Source organism: Pseudomonas sp. GW821-FHT07F01 (assembly GCF_059418825.1).
On sequence record NZ_JBWKQO010000001.1, the window covers coordinates 797452 to 815326 of the forward strand.

A 17875-nucleotide genomic window follows, 5' to 3' on the forward strand; every position below is an offset into this window, starting at 1 on the left:
GAAGATGAACCCTATGCAAACTTCGGCCTGGGACCAGGCCGCCATCGCCCTCAAACAGAATGCGGCCAAGCTGCCTGCTGGGTACCAAGGCAAGGTTCGCCAGATCATTGGGGAAACGCTGTGGGAGCCTTTGCAACGCACGACCCGCCATCGCTTTGGCAAGCATGTACGAGCCAATCTTGAACACTATGGGTTGGTGTTCGTGTGCAAGGCGGGGACTATAGCGGTGTACAAGAAGTCGGCGGTCTGATCGGCCTGCTGACCGCGGGCCGAGCCTCGGTGAGGCCACCCGCCCTGTCAGCGTTGCAAAGCGCCGCCGCCCCTGGTAGGGCAGCGGCGTTTTATCTGTTTGAGTGCCGATTTCCCGCCGGCTGAATGACCTTGGCCAGATTGTCCTGTGCTCTGTTGGTTCTTTCCTGCGTCGCACCTTGCATTGCCCTCTTTCTGCCTGTCGGAGTTTTCTCGATGTCTTCGCCAAAATCCTTGCCCACGGCCCTGTTGGGCCTGGCCCTGGCCTGCCCGGCATTTGCCGAAACCCGTGCCGTGGAGCTGGCTCCGGCGCAGGTCCTGGGGCAGGAACAGGGCGGTGAGGGGCAGCCGGCGCAGGAGGCCGCGGCGCGGCTGGCCCAGGTGCCCGGCGGCACCAATGTGGTGGACATGCGCCGCCCGCTGCAGGGCCGGGTGGCCAGCAACCAGGATGTGCTGGCCTACCAGCCCGGGGTCTATGCCCAATCGGCGGGCAACGAAGGGGTGAAGATCTCGATCCGCGGCTCGGGCATCAACCGCGCGCCGGGTGCCCATGCCTCGGGGCTCTATACAATGCTCGACGGCCTGCCCCTGACCGGCCCCGGTGGCACGCCCTATGAATTGCTGGAGCCCTTGTGGGCCGACCACGTGGAAGTGCTGCGCGGCGCCAACGGGTTCGACCGTGGCGCCCTGGCCCTGGGTGGCGCCATCGATTACGTCAGCCACACCGGCTATGACGCACCGCTGTTGCAGGTACGCTACGCCACCGGTAGCCACGGTTATCAGCAGCGTCAGGTCAGTTCCGGGCAAGTGCTGGGGGATTTCGACTATTACGTGTCACTGACCGACTCCAATGCCGACGGCTACCAGGATCACACCCGCAGCCAGAGCAAGGGGCTGATCGGCAACTTCGGCTACCGCTTCAACCCGAACCTGGAAACCCGCTTCTACCTGCGCTACCGCGAGACCGACAACGATCTGGCCGGGCGCGTGACCAAGCGCTCCATCGAACACGACCCGCGGGCGGCCAACCCGGCCTACGTCAGCCGCGACGATCGGCGCAAGCAGCCGGGCAGTACCTTTGTCGGCAACAAGACCACCTATTACCTGGACGACGATTCGAGTATCCAGGCCGGGCTGGTGTACCACGACTACCCCATGGACCTGCGCGAAGGCCCCAACCGTCTGAAGGTGGCCTACAGCGACGTCAGCGGCACCCTGGACTACAAGCGCCGCGACAGCCTCTGGGGCCTGGAAAGCCGCAGCACCCTGGGCCTGCGGGTGACCAAGCACCTGCCCAATGACGGTGCCAGCGAGTTCGTGCGCATTCCCACCGGCAATACCAAGACCTACGCGCCGGGCACGCGGATCCGCAACTTCACTTACCAGGGCTCGGACACCGTCCTGCACGTTGGCAATGACCTGGAGATCGCCGACGACCTGTGGCTGACCACCGGGCTGGCGGCCATCTACACCCGCCGCGAAAGCGCGGTGACCTACCCCGAGGGCGGCGGCAAGACCAGCCTTGGCGACTGGGACTACGCGCCGCGCCTGGGCCTGCGCTACCAACTGAACCCGGATCTGCAACTGTTCGCCAACCTCAGCCGCTCGGTGGAAGCGCCACACCCCTGGTCGCTGATCTACAGTGCCAATCAGCGTTTTCCGGACACCAGCGGCGTCGCTTACGGTGCTCAAAGCAATCCGGTAAAGCTGCGCAATCAGACCGCTACCACCCTGGAACTGGGCGGGCGCGGCGACAGCAGCCTGGGCCAGTGGAGCCTGGCCTGGTACTACGCCCAGGTGCGCCACGAACTGCTTTCGGTGCTGCCGGATGCCAACGCCATCACGCCTTACGAACTCAACGCCAGCCCCACCGTGCACCAGGGCGTGGAAGCCAGCCTGCAGAGCGAGCTGTGGTCGCGCCCGGGCGTCGGCCGCCTGAGCCTGCGCCAGGCCTATACCTTCAGTGATTTCCACTACCGCGACGATCAGCGTTTCGCCGACAACCGCCTGCCGGGCCTGCCCATGCACTACTACCAGGGCGAGCTGCGCTACGACTGGCCCCTGGGCTTCTTCGCCGCGGTCAATACCCAGCTGGTGTCCAAGGTGGCGGTGGATTACGCCAACAGCTACCACGCCGATCCCTATGCGCTGTTCGGCGCCACCCTGGGCTACAACGCGCCGAAGAACGACTGGCAGACCTGGGTCGATGTGCGCAACCTGACCGACAAGCGCTACGCCGCCACCGTGACCCCGGGCTATGACGACAAGGGGCTGGACGCGGCGCGTTCAACGCCGGGGGAAGGGTTGGGGGTGTACCTGGGGGTGTCCTGGAGCCTGCGCTGAAAGCAGGGCCGCGAGCGAGCCGACACCCGCCAATGAAAGTGCCCGCAGCAGCGGGCACCTGGTTCATGCCGGGCGGCAGTGATTTACCACTGGCCCGAGAACACGCAGGTCAGCGCTTCGATGGCGCTGAACTTCCACAGCGAGTCGCCGCAGTCGCTGGCAAAGGCGTGGGCGTTGGAGGCGGTGAGGGCCAGGGCGATGGCCGAGGCATAGACGATTTTCTTGAGCGACATGGGAAAACTCCTTGTTATGAATCCGCACGTTCTTGTAGGCGCCGTCCTGAAGGGGGGGCTGCTGCGGACTATAGGCCCGTGCTGCCCCCGGCACTATTAGCCCGAATGTGCTAATGGCCCATGCGCATCACTGTGCCGCCCGGCCCAGGCTCAGTTGCGAAAATACAGCTCGTCCAGCTGCCGCCGGCGTATCACCAGGTACTCCTCCCAGACCTTGGGGAAATCCTCGTCCCGGGTCAGGGGGAAGGTCAGGTAGTAAGTCCGACCGGTGACACTGATGTACTCCCGCACCCGCTTGTACGCCGGCTGTTCCAGCAGCGAGATGTATTCGTCATAGGCGTAGTGGTAGTGGGAAATCGTCACCCGATGAGGCGCGATCATGCAGCGGGAGAAGTCGATCACCCAGCCATGGCTCATGTCGCTGCCCAGGTAGCCGTAGACCCCATCCTCGGAGAGGCTGATGGCTTTTCGTGCCTGTACCCCATCCTCATCGTTGACCAGCACGATCTGGCTTTCGAAGTAGCGGATGGCCTGTTGCTCGGGGCCGCGCAACTGCAGGTTCCAGCCGACGGCGCCCATGCGGAACTCGCCCTGTTCGGTATATTCGGCAGTCCAGCCGTTGGCGAGGGTAATGCTGTGTGTGGTCATTGTCGTCCTGGTGATGGCTGTCCCTGAAGGCTGGGGATTGTACGTCAGCCGCGGTGCGAAGCGGCAGGGCCCGTGGCGCCCGGTCAGTCATGCCAGCATGCGAGCTGTCCTGTGACTGTGGCCGTGCCCTGTGGCTAGTTCGCCAGTGCGTGGCGCAGATGCGCCAGGGCCCGGGTTTCGACCTGGCCCTGGTCGCTCCCCGGATTGAAGACCGCGCAGCAGGCGCTGGTGCCGGCGACGTTGGCGCGATAGACCGCCAGCGTGCTGCCGGGGCCGCTGCCGGTGTGGCCGTAGAGCGTCAGGCCAGACTCGACAGTGCCCACCATCAGGCCCATGGCATAGCCGGGAGCGACCCAGGGCCGGCCGGCCATCGGCCCGCCCAGAACCTGGGCCTGCTGCATGCCTGCCAGCAGTGCCGGGGGCAATAGCGCGCCGCTCAACAGCCGATCCAGCAGCAGCGCCGCCTCCGCCAGGGGCCCCACCAGCAGGCCGTGGTAGACCCAGCCGGGGTGGTAGTCGCCCAACTGGCCCAGGTCCACATCCCGCAGGTCTTCGCGGGTCACGGCGAGGCGTGTGCGAGACAGGCCCAGGGGCGCCAGTACCCGTTGTTGCAGGGCAAGGTGCAGGGGCAGGTCCGTCGCCTGCTGGATCAGCTGCGCCACGAACAGGTAACCCACATTGGAGTAGCGCCACTGGCTGCCGGGGGCGTAGCGCAGGCGGCTGGCGTCCAGGCGCTGCAGCATCTGTGCGCCGGGCCATGCATCCTCGTTGCGCAAAACCGCGTCGTGGTAGTCGCTCAGCTCGCTGTAGTCCGCCAGCCCGGCCTGATGCCGCAGCAACTGGCGCAGGGTGAAGGGGCCCTGGGGCAGCGGCTCATCCAGCCCCAGCAGGCCGTCGCGCACCAGGGTCAGGGCCGCTGCGCAAAGCACGGTCTTGGTGAAGCTCCACCAGGGCACCAGTGGCTGGGGTTGCTGGGGGGCCAGTGGTTGGCCGTTGTGGATCAGGGCATGAAGCACGGAGGGGATGTCCTTGATGGGCTGTGTTGCCGCGCGCTGTTGGGTCAATCAGGCCGTGAGCGGCCCTGCAGGGTACGGCATAATGCGCGGCCGTTTTGGCTAAACCTAGGAATTGATCAGGAGGATCAGGCTGGCTATGTACAGACTGGGGCACATGATAGACAACCGGTGGGTCGAGCACAGTTATCCGCCGGTATTCGTGGTGGCCCCCGTTGGCGAGGGGCAGCGCGTGGTGGCGGGCGTTCCAGGCTCGGACCTGCAGGTCCTGCTCAGCCTGCTGGGCTGCCTGGCCGAACCGCTGGTGCTGCTGTTCGTGCTGCACACGCCCCGGGACGAATCGCAAGCCGGACGCTACTGGAGCCCGCAGCTGTCGCGTGAGGACGTTCAGGATTTCATCTACGACTTCAAGCCACTGCTCTGTGGCGACAGCCGTTTCGACCTGTGGGTCCACTCGCCCGAGCAACAGGCCACCGTGGTCTGGGACCGGCACAACCTGATCTATGGCTACGGGCCGCTGGAAGACTACGCCACGGCCCTGCGCGCACTGGGCTTCGGCCATGGCGAGCCGCAGTTGCCCGTGCCCCATACCCACCACTACCACCCGCAGCTGGATGACCTGTGCCGGCAGTTGCTCACCCACTTCGATTGGCAGTACTCGCCATTGCGACCTGAGGATGAGCAGTGATGGTGCAATCAAGCCCACTCATGCTCGGTCAATCTTTTGAATTCAGTGCAGGCCTCGTCAAACTGTTGCCTGGAGAATTCGGCGCGTTGAGCGTTGCTGTTCCAGGCCACCGCAGTGACCAGTCCGTCGATCACTGTGACGGCTCGTCCAAAACGTTCCCAGATCAGCTTGTCTCCCCGTACCACCTGCTCGACCACGGCCACTGTGCAACTTAGATCCATGTCGTCGGGGCAGATCAGCAACGGGACGATGCTCGAGCAATCCTCGCTCGCGGGAGCCAGTAACTGCCAGGCAAGTTCTGCGTGCTCGTCATCGATCAGCCAGCCCTGGGCCGGTACCAACCCCTCGGTGCTGTCTGCCCCCGAGCCATCGTAGATGACCCCCTTGATCCAACTGTCCAGGGGGACGTCGTCGAGGGTGAAGACGGGGTGGGGGGCCTTGGTGTATTTCGATTGATGCATTGCAGCGCGAATGTGGTTCATGGGGTCTCGCCAACGGGTTGAGCGCAAAAGGTCATGCGCAAAGGGGGCTCGAAGGGACGGCGTTTAGGAACGGGGCCGTTGCGGCCCCCGATCCGGTTTGTCACTGGCCGCTGTGCAAGGCCGGCGTGCGCGGTGGAATCAGGCGCTTGCTGCCGGTGGCCTCGAAGGCCGAAGCCAGGCGCAGCAGGCTCGAGTCGTCATAGGCGCGCCCGGCGAAGGTCAGCCCCACCGGCATGCCGATGTCCGCCATCACTCCCATGGGCACGGTAACGGTGGGCACCCCCAGGTGGCGGATGGCGAGGTTGCCGTTGGCCACCCACACGCCGTTGCTCCAGGCGATGTCTGCCGACTCGGGGTTGATATCTGCGTCGGCCGGGCCAACGTCGGCCACGGTGGGGAACAGCACGGCGTCCAGCCCCAGGCGGTCCATCCAGTCTTCCAGGTCGATGCGCCGGGTCTGTTCCAGGCCGCGCAGGCCGTCGGCCAGGGTGGCGATCTGGTCCCAGGTCTTGAGCCCGCGCTTGGCCATGTTCACGTATTCGTCCATGCCGGCGGCCAGGTCGTCTTCGCGGTTGGGCAGGGTGCCGGGGTCGTGGGGGAAGATCTGCGGCCCGTCGACATTCGCCAGGCGGTTGAGCTTGGGGTCGTCGTTGGCCCGCAGGAAGTCGTCGAAGGCCCAGCCCGAGAGCTCCCACAGCTCGTCGTGGAGGAACTCCTTGCTGACCAGGCCGCGGTTGTACACGGTCGGCGCGCCGGGGCGGTCGCCCTCGCAGTTGGACACCAGGGGGAAGTCCACTTCCAGCACTTGCGCGCCGGCGGCCTCCAGGGCCTGGCGCGCCTGTTCCCAGAGGCTGATCACCGAGGGCCGGGTATGGATGCGCTGGCCGGTGGGGCCGCCGATGCCCGGTTTCTCGCTGGTGCCGGCCTCAGGGTCGGCATTGATGTACATGCGCGGCACGCCAAGGCGCTTGCCCTTGAGCGCCGCGGCGCCGGCCGCCAGTTGCGGGTAGGAGGCCGGGCGCACCGAAGCGACGCTGGGGATCGGCACCCAGGGCTGCAGGCGCCACAGGTCGCCGCGGGTGTCCGGGTCTTCGGCCACCACCACGTCCAGCACTTCCAGGAGGTCGGCCATGGTCCGGGCAAAAGGCACCACCACGTCCATGGTCGGGGTCAGCGGCCAGTTGCCGCGCACCGAGATCACCCCGCGCGACGGGGTGTAGGCGCACAGCCCGTTGTTGGAGGCCGGGCCACGGCCGCTGGACCAGGTTTCCTCGGCCAGGCCGAAGGCGGCGAAGCTGGCGGCGGTGGCGGTGCCGGCGCCATTGGACGAGCCCGAGGCGAAGGGCGCGGTCAGGTAAGCGGCGTTATAGGGGCTTTCGGCGCGGCCATACACGCCACGCTGCATACCGCCGTTGGCCATGGGCGGCATGTTGGTCTTGCCCAGGCAGATGGCCCCGGCAGCCCGCAGGCGCTCGATGGTGAAGGCGTCGCGGTAGGCCACCAGCTCGGCGAAGGCCGGGCTGCCGGAAGCAGCCGTCAGGCCCTTGACCAGGTAACTGTCCTTGGCGGTGTAGGGAATGCCGTCCAGCGGGCCCAGGGTCTGGCCCTTGGCGCGGCGCTCATCGGCGGCCCGCGCCTCGTTCAGCGCCTCGGGGTTGCGCACCACCACGGCGTTGAGGGCGGTGGCGGTGTTCGGGCCGTCATAGGCCTCGATCCGCGCCAGATAGGCCTGGACCAGTTCCACCGAGGTGGTCTGCCCGGATTCCAGGGCAGCGCGCAGGTGGGCAATGGAGACTTCGGTGACTTCGATCATGCTGCTACCGCCGTTGGCTGGTGGGTGATGAGGTGCAGAGGGCGCAACGGGGCGCGGGTTTTCGGGTATTGGCTGTGCATGGTGATTCTCGTGGTACGGCTGGCACGACAAGGGTGGCATGGGAACGCTGGGGGCCTTTTTAGCATCTAGTGCGGGGCAGAGGAATCGGCTTGATGGATTATTGCTTCAGGCCAGCTGCGCCAGGGCCTGCGGGCTAGAGGTAGATCTTTCCCTCGGCGTCCCTTGCGTGAAACTGCTGCAGGAAAGCGTGGTAGTCACGATAGTCATGGAAGTCCATGCCGGCCTTGTCAGCCCGATCGTGGAGATCCCGTGGATTGGGACGAAAGATTTTCTTGATCTGGCGCATTCGCTGCACATCGATGCCGTTGAATTTTTGATCTCGCTCATAGTGGCTGTAGAGATTCTTTCCACCGACCGAGAACCCGCGGCGAGCCAGAATCCAGTCGACTTGAGCCTCTGCCTCCTCGGGATGTATGGGGAACCATTCAGAGTCACGGCCGGTGTCCAAGTGCTTGATCGGCTCTCCAAAGACGGATCTTGAATGGATGTAACGCTCGATGTCGGACAGCTCCCGGCGCGAAGTCCCGTTGGAGCACTTGGACAGTTCATAGACCGTGAACAGGGTAAGGAAAGGATTGTAGGTCTTGCCTTCGGCAATCCGTTGCTGCGGAGTTCGCTTGGTGGTCAGCCCGATCTTTGTCAGGCCCATGTCGCGGATGTCGATGGCGATATAGAGCCAGGCATACAGGGCAGGGGTGCAGTCAGCGTAGTACTCGTTGAACTGCGCTTCTTCATCGTCAAAATCGAGGTCCATCTAGCCACCTTCCTTACGGGCTGCTGAATGCAATCGCTGATTGCAAGAGCTCGCTCATGCGGGCTCCACGTTGAACTCGCCAAGGTAGTCCAGGGTTGCCGTGCTTGCGGGCTGGCGTTGATTGGCGCCGCCGGAGATCGATTTGTGGTCACCGTAAATCGACTCGCAGCCAACGATGATGAAATGGCTGTAGCCGGAGTCGATGCGCGTGCGCAGCTGGTGTTTTTCGGCGTCGCTGCGGATCAGCGATTCCAGGTATTGCGGGCCGTCTTCACTGTCGATCAGCTCGACGAAATCGGAGTCCATGTAGTACCCCAGCTCCTGTTTGAGGCCCCAGCTGGGGTTGCGTGCTTCCCAAGCGCTGAACTCGGCGTCGCTGACATCAGCCGCGGGTTCGGGCTCCCACTGTTCGAAGGCAAACCGTTCGGCCTCTGCCTGGTCCGGGAACCGGGCAGCGAACAGGTAGAAAGGAAAGTAGGCATCGGCTTCTGACATGGACGGCTAGGCTCCTTGGTTCAGATCAGGCTGGCGCGCTGCAAATGGCTGATATGACCATGGCCGGCGGCGCTCAAGCGCACGGCCAGGTCTTCCCGGGCCTGGGCCCCGCCGCTGCGCACGTACTCCAGCTCCGCGGCGGTGATCAGCACCACCGGCACCAGGGTCACGGGGGACAGCGGCATGTCTTCCAGGCGTGTCGGGAAGTCCGGGGCCGGGCCGCCCACCAGTACCCCGGCGCAGTCGTCGGCGCTGATGAAATGCGCTGGCAGTTGCTCGCTCATGGCGCGGGACTGGCTGACGCCGGGCAGTTCCAGGGACAGCACCCCGTAGCGCTGCAGGCGAGCAGTGAGGCCACCGGCATCGGCCGTGGTGTTGGCCACGCAGCGCAGCAGTTCGAAAGCCCAGCTATCGGCGAACGGATAGACATCACCCACCGCGCCCTGGGCATGGGGTGGGATGTCCGGGGTTTCGACGAACAGTTCCATCTCGAAACCATTGCCCAGATCATCACCTGTGACCCCATCGAACGGATCGGACAGGCCCTCGGTGGCGAGAATGATGCCGTTGTTGCGACGCACGATGCGATAGGCCTGGCGCGTGGAGGGCCAGTGCGAGCCGCCCATGAAACTGGGGCTGATGGCGAAGCCCAGGACGTCTTGCTCACAGTGGCCGACCGCTTGCCAGTGGCGATCGAGGCAGGCGGCACCGGCCTCCATCAGGGCAATGCCGGCCAGCTCTGCTTCGGTTGGCTGGTACTGGGCGTAGGGCTCCTCTGCGGCGGCCGGCTCGCCGGCGGGCAGGGTGGGCTCGGCCTTTTGTGGCGCCGGCTTTTTGAAGACGCTGAGCAGTTTTTCCAGGAAATTCATCGGGCGATCCTTGCGGGGCAAGTGCGTTGCACAAGGCGCACAGCACAGGGGTAGAGAGAGGGGGCACATTGTGACGGGTTTGCCATGCCCATGGAAACCGACGGATGCAAGTTGCACGAAGCCTTGCCTTGCCGGTGTGGCTGCCCGAGAATCCGCCCCGGTCCGCTATCAAGGAAAGTGATCAGCATGTCTTACCCGAAGAAGCTAAGTCCGGAGTTTTCCGGGGCACTGAGAACCTTCAGTTTCTGGGTCGCCAACGGCACCTTGGGCTATCCGTTGCTGGAAGGCGTCGACTACCGCAGTTGCCTCGGGGACGAGCCGAGCATGCTGGAGATGGCCTATGCCATTTTTGCCAATGTGCTGGAGCTGGACGAGCAGGGCGTACCGGTGAATGCCAAGTACGCCGAGCACCGGGCGGCGCAGTACATCCGCCAGTATTGCGATCCGGGCTACCAGGCACGGCCGGCGTTCGAGGACTGGGAGCAGGAGCTGTACGGCCCGCCCGACCGGGACGACAGCAAGCCCTGGCCAGCCGGCGTGGCCTAGGTTTTTCGACGGCTGGATACAAGCCTCGGGCACTATGGCTTCGAAACGACGAACCCCCTCATCAAGGATTATGAATGTCGCTGATTTCGCAACGTGTAGAACTGGCCCGCCAGGGTGCCAACGACAAGGTGATTTGCCGCATGGCTTCGGGCTGGGCGGTGATGGGCGATGTGCAGTTTCTTGAGGGCTATTGCCTGTTGTTGCCGGACCCGGTGGTGGCCAGCTTGAACGACCTGGATGCCCAGGCCCGGGCCACCTACCTGCTGGACATGGCCCGCATCGGCGATGCGCTGCTCGAGGCCACCGGAGCGCTGCGCATCAACTATGAAATCCTCGGCAACTCGGAGCCTGAGTTGCATTGCCATATCTTTCCCCGCTACGCCTCGGAGCCGGAAGGCAAGCGCCGGATGCCGGTGTGGTTCTACGACTGGAAGACCGCGCCGCCCTATGTCGAGGCCGAGCACGGCCCATTGCGCCAGCAGCTTGCCCGGATACTGGCTGGCCAATTGTAGGAGCGAGCTTGCTCGCGATGCTCGTTAACGAAAAACGCCGCGTTCACTGGGGGAGCGCGGCGTGCTTGAGTGCTTCGCGAGCAGGCTCGCTCCTACAAGGGGCTGTTGATCAGCGGTTTGCTGCGCTCCACTTGGCTCGCGCTGCGTGCAGCTTCTTGTAGCTGTCGATCAGCCGCAGGTGGCGGTCCAGGCCTTCGAGCTGCAGGTTGGTCGGGGTCAGGCCGTAGAAGCGCACGCTGCCTTGCACTGAGCCGATCACCGCGTCCATCCGTTCGTTGCCGAACATGCGCCGCAAGTTGGCCTCGTAGTCGCCCAGCTCCAGCTCGTCGTCCAGCTCCACTTCCAGCACCGCGTTCAGGGCCTGGTAGAACAGCCCGCGCTCGACGGTGTTGTCGTTGTATTGCAGGAACATCTCCACCAGCTCCTTGGCCGGGTCGAACTGCCCCAGGGCCACGTGGATCAGCAGCTTCAGCTCCAGGATGGTCAACTGGCCCCAGGCGGTGTTGTCGTCGAACTCGATGCCGATCAGGGTGGTGATGTCGGTGTAGTCGTCCAGTTCGCTTTCTTCCAGGCGCTCCACCAGCGAGCGCAGGCCGTCTTCGTCCAGGCTGTGCAGGTTGAGGATGTCTTCACGGAAGAACAGCGCCTTGTTGGTGTTGTCCCAGATCAGGTCGTCCACCGGGTAGATTTCCGAGTAGTCCGGCACCAGGATGCGGCAGGCCGTGGCCCCCAGGTGTTCGTACACCGCCATGTAGACTTCCTTGCCCAGGCCCTCGAGGATGCCGAACAGGGTCGCGGCCTCCTCGGCGTTGGCCGCCGCTCTTTCACCGCTGCTGCCCTGGCTGGTGAAGTCCCACTCGACGAATTCGAAATCCGCCTTGGCACTGAAGAAACGCCACGACACCACGCCGCTGGAGTCGATGAAGTGCTCGACGAAGTTGTTCGGCTCCATCAGCGCCTGGCTTTCGAAGGTCGGCTGCGGCAGGTCGTTCAAACCTTCGAAACTGCGGCCCTGGAGCAGTTCGGTGAGGCTGCGCTCCAGCGCCACCTCGAAGCTTGGGTGGGCGCCGAACGAGGCGAACACGCCGCCGGTGCGCGGGTTCATCAGGGTCACGCACATCACCGGGAACTCACCGCCCAGGGACGCATCCTTGACCAGCACCGGAAAGCCTTGTTCTTCCAGGCCCTGGATGCCGGCCAGAATGCTCGGGTACTTGGCCAGCACTTCCTGAGGCACATCCGGCAGAGCCATCTCGCCTTCGAGAATCTGGCGCTTGACCGCCCGCTCGAAGATCTCCGACAGGCACTGCACCTGGGCTTCGGCCAGGGTGTTGCCGGCGCTCATGCCGTTGCTCAGGTACAGGTTCTCGATCAGGTTGGAGGGGAAATACACCACCTCGCCGTCGGACTGGCGCACATAAGGCAGGCAGCAGATACCGCGCTCGATATTGCCCGAGTTGGTGTCGTACAGATGCGAGCCGCGCAGCTCGCCATCCGGGTTGTAGATGGCCAGGCAGTGCTCGTCGAGGATCTCCTTGGGCAGCTCATCCTTGCGCCCCGGCTGGAACCAGCGCTCGTCCGGGTAATGCACGAACTCGGCGTTGGCGATCTCTTCGCCCCAGAACTGATCGTTGTAGAAGAAGTTGCAGTTCAGGCGCTCGATGAACTCGCCCAGGGCCGACGCCAGTGCGCTTTCCTTGGTGGCGCCCTTGCCGTTGGTGAAGCACATCGGCGACTGCGCATCGCGGATATGCAGCGACCAGACGTTGGGCACGATATTGCGCCACGAAGCGATTTCGATCTTCATCCCCAGGCCCGCGAGGATCCCGGACATGTTGGCGATGGTCTGCTCCAGGGGCAGGTCCTTGCCGGCAATGTAGGTGCCTTCGCTGGAGCCCGATTGCGGCATCAACAGCGCCTGGGCATCGGCGTCGAGGTTTTCCACTTCCTCGATGATGAATTCGGGGCCGGTCTGCACCACCTTCTTCACCGTGCAACGGTCGATGGAACGCAGGATGCCCTGGCGGTCCTTGTCGCTGATGTCCGCCGGCAGCTCGACCTGGATCTTGAAGATCTGGTTGTAGCGGTTTTCCGGATCGACAATGTTGTTCTGCGACAGGCGGATATTGTCGGTGGGGATATTGCGGGTCTGGCAGTACAGCTTCACGAAGTACGCCGCGCACAGCGCCGAAGAAGCCAGGAAATAATCGAACGGACCCGGCGCCGAACCATCGCCCTTGTAGCGGATAGGTTGGTCGGCCACCACCGTGAAGTCGTCGAACTTGGCTTCAAGTCGAAGGTTGTCGAGAAAGTTGACCTTGATTTCCATGGGGGCACCGGCATCACAAAGCAAAAAATGGCGGGCATTATCCGGGTTTTTGCGCGGGAAGTGTTGTGGTTTTCGGCGGACGGGTGGATCGCCAGGGCTGGCTGCCGGTCACAGACACCGGCGCCCGGCCCCGGGCATCACTCAGGCATTCAGACTTTGAGGATGAAACGATTGGATATCCGTGAATAGCCCAGGGGCAACAACTCGGCTTCGTGCTCCTTGATCAGCTCATGCAGCGCGTTGGCGGTTTCGGCCACCGGCCTGGCTTGCTCCCTGGCCTGTTGCATGACCTGGCACGACCGCCTGAACAGGCTTTCGTAGGCGGGCGAGTCCAGGGACAGGCAGCCAGGGAAGCGCACCGCCTCAAGCGCTGCATCGAACTGGCGGGCGTCGCCACTGTGTTCCAGGTCGTGCAGCAGCTTTTGCAGAAAGGCACTGCCCAGGTTGGAGCCGCTGAGCCAGACCCGATGCCACACATTCCACAGGTGAAAGTCGCTGAAGGCTTCATAGGAGCAGGAGACCAACTGGTCATTGGTCGCCACCGCGTTCAGGCAATGGCGCTCGACTTCGATGAACTGTTCCCGTTGCCAGCGGTTGCTGCGGGCGGCGTCCAGCACCTTGGGGGCCAGCCTGAGGATGGACTCGAAGGTGGTGATCAACCCCCTGGAGAACAGCGGGTCGATAAACCCTGTGGCTTGCGGCAGGAGACAGAAGCGATCCCCGACATTTTGCACGCTGCGGTAGTTGATGCGCGGCGCGTAGATCCACTCCCGGGCATTGACCGCATCCTTGAAGTGTTCGCCGATGGCCGGGTACTTTTTCAGCAGTTTGCGAAACTCGATCTCCGGCGCCTTGGTGGGACGGTACTTGGCGTTGTTGAACTGGAAGCCGATGCTGCACAACTGATTGGTGCCCTGCGGGTGGTTGTTGAAGGGGATGACCCACAACCAACCCTCTTCGAAGATGTGGTGCAAGGTGCTCTTGAACAGTTCGATGGGGGAACGAGTGCGGGACAACGGAGCCAGGGCATCTTCGTAGCTCTTCACATTGAGCATGTGGGTGAAGAATGAGCAGGTGTCGGTCGCCAGCCCTTCGGTGGTGCGCAAGCCCAGTTGGCGGGAAAGCGGAGAGCCCTGGGCAGCAGCGTCAATGATGAACGCGGCCTTGACGGGGGCGGCGTTGGACAATGCCACCTCGACCCCGTCGTCGTTGAGGCTGATCGACTCGATCTTGATGTTCTGTCTGGATTCGGCGCCGTGTTTCAGGGCAATCATCAGGGCGAAATAGTCGATGTCCTGCCGGAAAAGATGGGCTTCCGGCACCTTCAGCGGCGGGGCCACAAGGTGGTCGGGGGACGACGGCGCGTTCTCTTGATGCCAGGCAAAACTGAAGCCCAGCTTGATCCCGCAGGCGCTCGAACCGACGTGCTGGATGATCTTGTCGGGGTGCGAGAGGTAGGCGATTTCAGGGATGTCGAAGCGCTTTGAGAGCAAACGCAGCAGAAAACCGCTTTCCGGTGTCGCCGCTTCGCCGACGGAGAATCGTGGGTGCTGGGCCGAGTCGAGGATCAGAACGTTCAGCCCGGACTTCGCGAGGACGGCGCCGGTCAGCGCGCCGGCGATACCACTACCGATGATAATGACGTCGTACTGATTCATGATGTCTGGCTCTTGTCTTGCAAGGTGGTCGCTCTGGAAAGCGCTGAATGCATTGCGGTATCGAAATGCAGGGTGGCCAGGGTCTGCGGTATTTCCTTTTCAAACGGCAAGTCCCAGTAAGGCGTGCTGCCGATCGAGCGTTTCAACTCATTGATGAACAGGCGGGTCTTGGCCGGGACAACGCTGCTGCGTGCCCTCAGTGCGTAGATCGCTCCCTGTTGCGGATCGGCCTCGCAATATTCGTCGAGCAGCGACACCAGTTGGCCGCTGGCGATCTGTTCATGCACCAGCCAGGTGGGCGCGTGGATGATTCCTATGCCCTGAAGGGCGCCGTCCACCAGCAACTCGGAACTGTTGACCGATAGCCGGCTGCTGGGCATGAGCTTCTTGAGCAGGCCATCGACCTTGAATTGCCAGGTCAGTGAGAAGTTGCTGCAGGTGCTGTGGATCAGGCAGGCATGTTGGTACAGGTCTTCAAGAGTTTGCGGACAGCCGTGTTGCCGGATGTATTCCGGGCTTGCGCAGAGCACGCGCCGCATATCCGCAAGTTTCGTTGGAATCAGATTACTGTCCGGCAATATGCCCAGCTTGATACAGATATCGACGTTATCGATGCTGGGGTCGAGAGCTTTGTCGTTAAGCGAGAATTCAATTTTCAAACCGGGATGATGGTTCAGTATTCTGCTCAATAAAGGCGCTACATGGCGCCGTCCAAAGGCCACGGGTGCTGAAACCTTGAGAACGCCAAGGGTCGATGCAGTGTGTTCTTTTACTTCTGATCTAGCATGCCCAATGCATCTCGAGATGTTCTTTGCATGTTCGAGAAAGAGCAGGCCTGTTTCGGTAAGTATCAAGCATTTTGTCGATCGATTGAATAGACAGGTTTCAAGTTCTTTTTCGAGGCTATTGATTCTGCGCATCACCGAAGAAGGTGGGATGCCAAGTAGTCTTCCTGTTTCGGAGAAACTACCCGTTTTAGTTACGGATATATAAAGGTCTATGTCATTGACAACGCCTAGCGCCTTCATTCCTAAATCCTTTTAGAATTTTTAGTGTCTTATTTTTGTAAAGGCAAATTACAAATAGATCATGACAGCCTCCTTAGTACGGCTAGGCTTTTTGTTTGTCAAGCAGTGCTGGGGCCATGATTAGTTGGCTTTGGGAAAATTGATTCATAACATTTCAGGCGCCACAGCTCTACCCGGCGCAGAGCGGAACACCGTCCAAGTGCAAGGCTTGGTTTGCACTATCTGGATACAAAAATAGTTCTAGTGGCTAATTGCGCAGAGCGCCAAAACTATGCTTGGGCGCTCGAAGATGACTTTCTGAAGGCCGTCATATAGGCCTGTGGAACATCGTTAAGTTGTGTTGGCTTCGATGTTGTCGGGGCTGTTTTGCCTTTGCGGATATGCAAAGGCCTTTTGCAAAAACGGCTATTCACAAGTGCATTCTTATTGAGGATTGTAGACGGGTTTTCCCAACCCACGATTGTCGAATGCAGGAGCGTACGTCTATGGACGGAGAGGAAGTTAAAGAAAAGATTCGTCGCTACATCATGGAAGATTTGATCGGGCCAAGTGCAAAGGAAGATGAGCTTGATGACCAGACTCCACTACTGGAGTGGGGCATTCTCAACTCGATGAATATCGTCAAGCTCATGGTCTACATCAGGGATGAAATGGGTGTCTCGATTCCAAGTACCCATATCACCGGAAAATATTTTAAAGACCTGAATGCAATATCCAGGACTGTCGAGCAACTAAAGGCCGAGTGCGCCTAACAGGGAGTGGGCAATGAGCGATCATGATTATGATGTAGTGATTATCGGTGGCGGGCCGGCGGGTTCGACCATGGCCTCCTACCTGGCAAAAGCCGGTGTCAAATGCGCGGTGTTCGAAAAAGAACTGTTCGAGCGCGAGCATGTTGGCGAGTCGCTGGTACCGGCCACCACTCCGGTGCTGCTGGAAATCGGGGTGATGGAAAAGATCGAGAAAGCCAACTTCCCGAAGAAGTTCGGCGCTGCCTGGACCTCGGCAGATTCCGGCCCCGAAGACAAGATGGGCTTCCAGGGGCTGGACCACGATTTCCGTTCGGCGGAAATCCTCTTCAACGAGCGCAAGCAGGAAGGGGTCGATCGCGACTTCACGTTCCACGTCGACCGCGGCAAGTTCGACCGCATTCTTCTGGAGCACGCAGGTTCGCTGGGGGCCAAGGTCTTCCAGGGCGTGGAGATCGCTGACGTCGAGTTTCTCAGCCCGGGCAATGTCATTGTCAATGCCAAGCTGGGCAAGCGCAGCGTGGAGATCAAGGCGAAGATGGTGGTGGATGCCAGCGGTCGCAACGTGCTGCTGGGCCGCCGGCTGGGCTTGCGAGAAAAGGACCCGGTCTTCAACCAGTTCGCGATTCACTCCTGGTTCGACAACTTCGACCGCAAGTCGGCGACGCAAAGCCCGGACAAGGTCGACTACATCTTCATTCACTTCCTGCCGATGACCAATACCTGGGTCTGGCAGATCCCGATCACCGAAACCATTACCAGCGTGGGCGTGGTTACGCAGAAGCAGAACTACACCAACTCCGACCTCACCTATGAAGAGTTCTTCTGGGAAGCGGTGAAGACCCGGGAAAACCTGCATGACGCGCTGAAGGCATCGGAGCAGGTCCGCCCGTTCAAGAAAGAGGCGGACTACAGCTACGGCATGAAAGAAGTCTGTGGCGACAGCTTCGTGCTGATCGGCGATGCCGCACGGTTCGTCGACCCGATCTTCTCCAGCGGCGTCAGCGTTGCACTCAACAGTGCGCGCATCGCCAGCGGCGACATCATCGAGGCGGTGAAGAACAACGACTTTAGCAAGTCCAGTTTCACTCACTACGAAGGCATGATCAGGAATGGCATCAAGAACTGGTATGAGTTCATCACGCTCTATTACCGCCTTAACATCCTCTTCACCGCGTTCGTTCAAGACCCACGCTACCGCCTGGACATCCTGCAATTGCTGCAAGGGGACGTCTACAGCGGCAAGCGCCTGGAAGTGCTGGACAAGATGCGCGAAATCATCGCTGCGGTTGAAAGCGACCCGGAACACCTCTGGCACAAGTACCTGGGCGACATGCAGGTTCCTACCGCCAAACCCGCGTTCTAAACACTAAACACCCAGTCGA

The 17875-nt window shown here is 62.0% G+C and carries 18 protein-coding genes; 7 read left to right on the forward strand and 11 right to left on the reverse strand.

Features of this window, described 5'->3' with window-relative positions; all coding sequences use genetic code 11:
• Positions 1-4: 4 nt before the first annotated feature.
• Both AC07R1_RS03680 and AC07R1_RS03685 read left to right on the forward strand, forming a co-directional pair.
• Positions 5-250, forward strand: coding sequence for a hypothetical protein (locus tag AC07R1_RS03680; RefSeq protein WP_495110141.1), 246 nt, complete (start codon positions 5-7; stop codon positions 248-250).
• Between the two features lie 215 nt (positions 251-465).
• The gene (locus tag AC07R1_RS03685) at positions 466-2592 is read left to right on the forward strand and encodes a TonB-dependent receptor family protein (RefSeq protein WP_495110142.1); all 2127 of its coding nucleotides are present in this window, start codon (positions 466-468) and stop codon (positions 2590-2592) included.
• An 83-nt stretch (positions 2593-2675) separates the two neighbouring features.
• Here the strand turns inward: AC07R1_RS03685 and AC07R1_RS03690 are convergent, their stop codons facing one another.
• The 3 genes from AC07R1_RS03690 to AC07R1_RS03700 form a co-directional block, all read right to left on the reverse strand.
• Positions 2676-2825, reverse strand: a complete 150-nt coding sequence (locus tag AC07R1_RS03690) for a hypothetical protein (protein ID WP_015635448.1) — start codon at positions 2823-2825, stop codon at positions 2676-2678.
• A gap of 150 nt (positions 2826-2975) precedes the next feature.
• Positions 2976-3473, reverse strand: coding sequence for a hypothetical protein (locus AC07R1_RS03695; RefSeq protein ID WP_072442033.1), 498 nt, complete (start codon positions 3471-3473; stop codon positions 2976-2978).
• Positions 3474-3607: 134 nt separating this feature from the next.
• Positions 3608-4507 (reverse strand): serine hydrolase domain-containing protein, encoded by a 900-nt coding sequence (locus AC07R1_RS03700; RefSeq protein WP_262212973.1) that lies wholly within the window; start codon positions 4505-4507, stop codon positions 3608-3610.
• A gap of 136 nt (positions 4508-4643) precedes the next feature.
• On the opposite strand from AC07R1_RS03700, the gene AC07R1_RS03705 reads away from it, so the two are divergent.
• A complete protein-coding gene (locus AC07R1_RS03705; RefSeq protein WP_495110143.1) occupies positions 4644-5174 on the forward strand; it encodes a hypothetical protein in 531 nt (176 codons plus the stop codon).
• 8 nt (positions 5175-5182) lie between these two features.
• Here AC07R1_RS03705 and AC07R1_RS03710 read toward each other — a convergent pair whose 3' ends face one another.
• The 5 genes from AC07R1_RS03710 to AC07R1_RS03730 all read right to left on the reverse strand — a co-directional run bounded on the left by AC07R1_RS03710 (position 5183) and on the right by AC07R1_RS03730 (position 9668).
• A complete protein-coding gene (locus AC07R1_RS03710) occupies positions 5183-5656 on the reverse strand; it encodes a hypothetical protein (RefSeq protein ID WP_011061069.1) in 474 nt (157 codons plus the stop codon).
• Between the two features lie 100 nt (positions 5657-5756).
• Positions 5757-7469, reverse strand: coding sequence for an amidase (locus AC07R1_RS03715; protein WP_053158227.1), 1713 nt, complete (start codon positions 7467-7469; stop codon positions 5757-5759).
• Positions 7470-7683: 214 nt separating this feature from the next.
• A complete protein-coding gene (locus AC07R1_RS03720; RefSeq protein ID WP_015635452.1) occupies positions 7684-8304 on the reverse strand; it encodes a GIY-YIG nuclease family protein in 621 nt (206 codons plus the stop codon).
• A gap of 54 nt (positions 8305-8358) precedes the next feature.
• The gene (locus tag AC07R1_RS03725; protein WP_495110144.1) at positions 8359-8799 is read right to left on the reverse strand and encodes a hypothetical protein; all 441 of its coding nucleotides are present in this window, start codon (positions 8797-8799) and stop codon (positions 8359-8361) included.
• Positions 8800-8819: 20 nt separating this feature from the next.
• Positions 8820-9668, reverse strand: coding sequence for a suppressor of fused domain protein (locus AC07R1_RS03730; RefSeq protein WP_495110145.1), 849 nt, complete (start codon positions 9666-9668; stop codon positions 8820-8822).
• 186 nt (positions 9669-9854) lie between these two features.
• On the opposite strand from AC07R1_RS03730, the gene AC07R1_RS03735 reads away from it, so the two are divergent.
• Positions 9855-10214, forward strand: a complete 360-nt coding sequence (locus AC07R1_RS03735) for a DUF7677 family protein (RefSeq protein ID WP_015635455.1) — start codon at positions 9855-9857, stop codon at positions 10212-10214.
• Between the two features lie 74 nt (positions 10215-10288).
• Entirely contained in the window at positions 10289-10726 is a 438-nt protein-coding gene (locus AC07R1_RS03740) for an HIT family protein (protein ID WP_011061074.1), read from the forward strand.
• A 109-nt stretch (positions 10727-10835) separates the two neighbouring features.
• Here AC07R1_RS03740 and AC07R1_RS03745 read toward each other — a convergent pair whose 3' ends face one another.
• The 3 genes from AC07R1_RS03745 to AC07R1_RS03755 form a co-directional block, all read right to left on the reverse strand.
• Positions 10836-13055 carry an OsmC domain/YcaO domain-containing protein gene (locus AC07R1_RS03745; protein ID WP_011061075.1) on the reverse strand — a complete coding sequence of 740 codons (2220 nt, stop codon included), beginning with the start codon at positions 13053-13055 and terminating at the stop codon, positions 10836-10838.
• A 149-nt stretch (positions 13056-13204) separates the two neighbouring features.
• Entirely contained in the window at positions 13205-14713 is a 1509-nt protein-coding gene (locus AC07R1_RS03750) for an NAD(P)/FAD-dependent oxidoreductase (RefSeq protein ID WP_495110146.1), read from the reverse strand.
• A complete protein-coding gene (locus AC07R1_RS03755; protein WP_011061077.1) occupies positions 14710-15741 on the reverse strand; it encodes a LysR family transcriptional regulator in 1032 nt (343 codons plus the stop codon). The genes AC07R1_RS03750 and AC07R1_RS03755 overlap by 4 nt, the downstream gene beginning before the upstream one ends.
• Before the next feature lie 485 nt (positions 15742-16226).
• Between AC07R1_RS03755 and AC07R1_RS03760 the strand changes: the two genes are divergently transcribed.
• Together AC07R1_RS03760 and pltA are read left to right on the forward strand one after the other, a co-directional pair.
• On the forward strand, positions 16227-16493 hold the full coding sequence (locus AC07R1_RS03760; protein ID WP_011061078.1) for a phosphopantetheine-binding protein: 267 nt from the start codon (positions 16227-16229) through the stop codon (positions 16491-16493).
• A 13-nt stretch (positions 16494-16506) separates the two neighbouring features.
• Positions 16507-17856 (forward strand): 1H-pyrrole-2-carbonyl-[peptidyl-carrier protein] chlorinase, encoded by a 1350-nt coding sequence (gene pltA / locus AC07R1_RS03765; protein WP_011061079.1) that lies wholly within the window; start codon positions 16507-16509, stop codon positions 17854-17856.
• Positions 17857-17875: the final 19 nt, after the last annotated feature.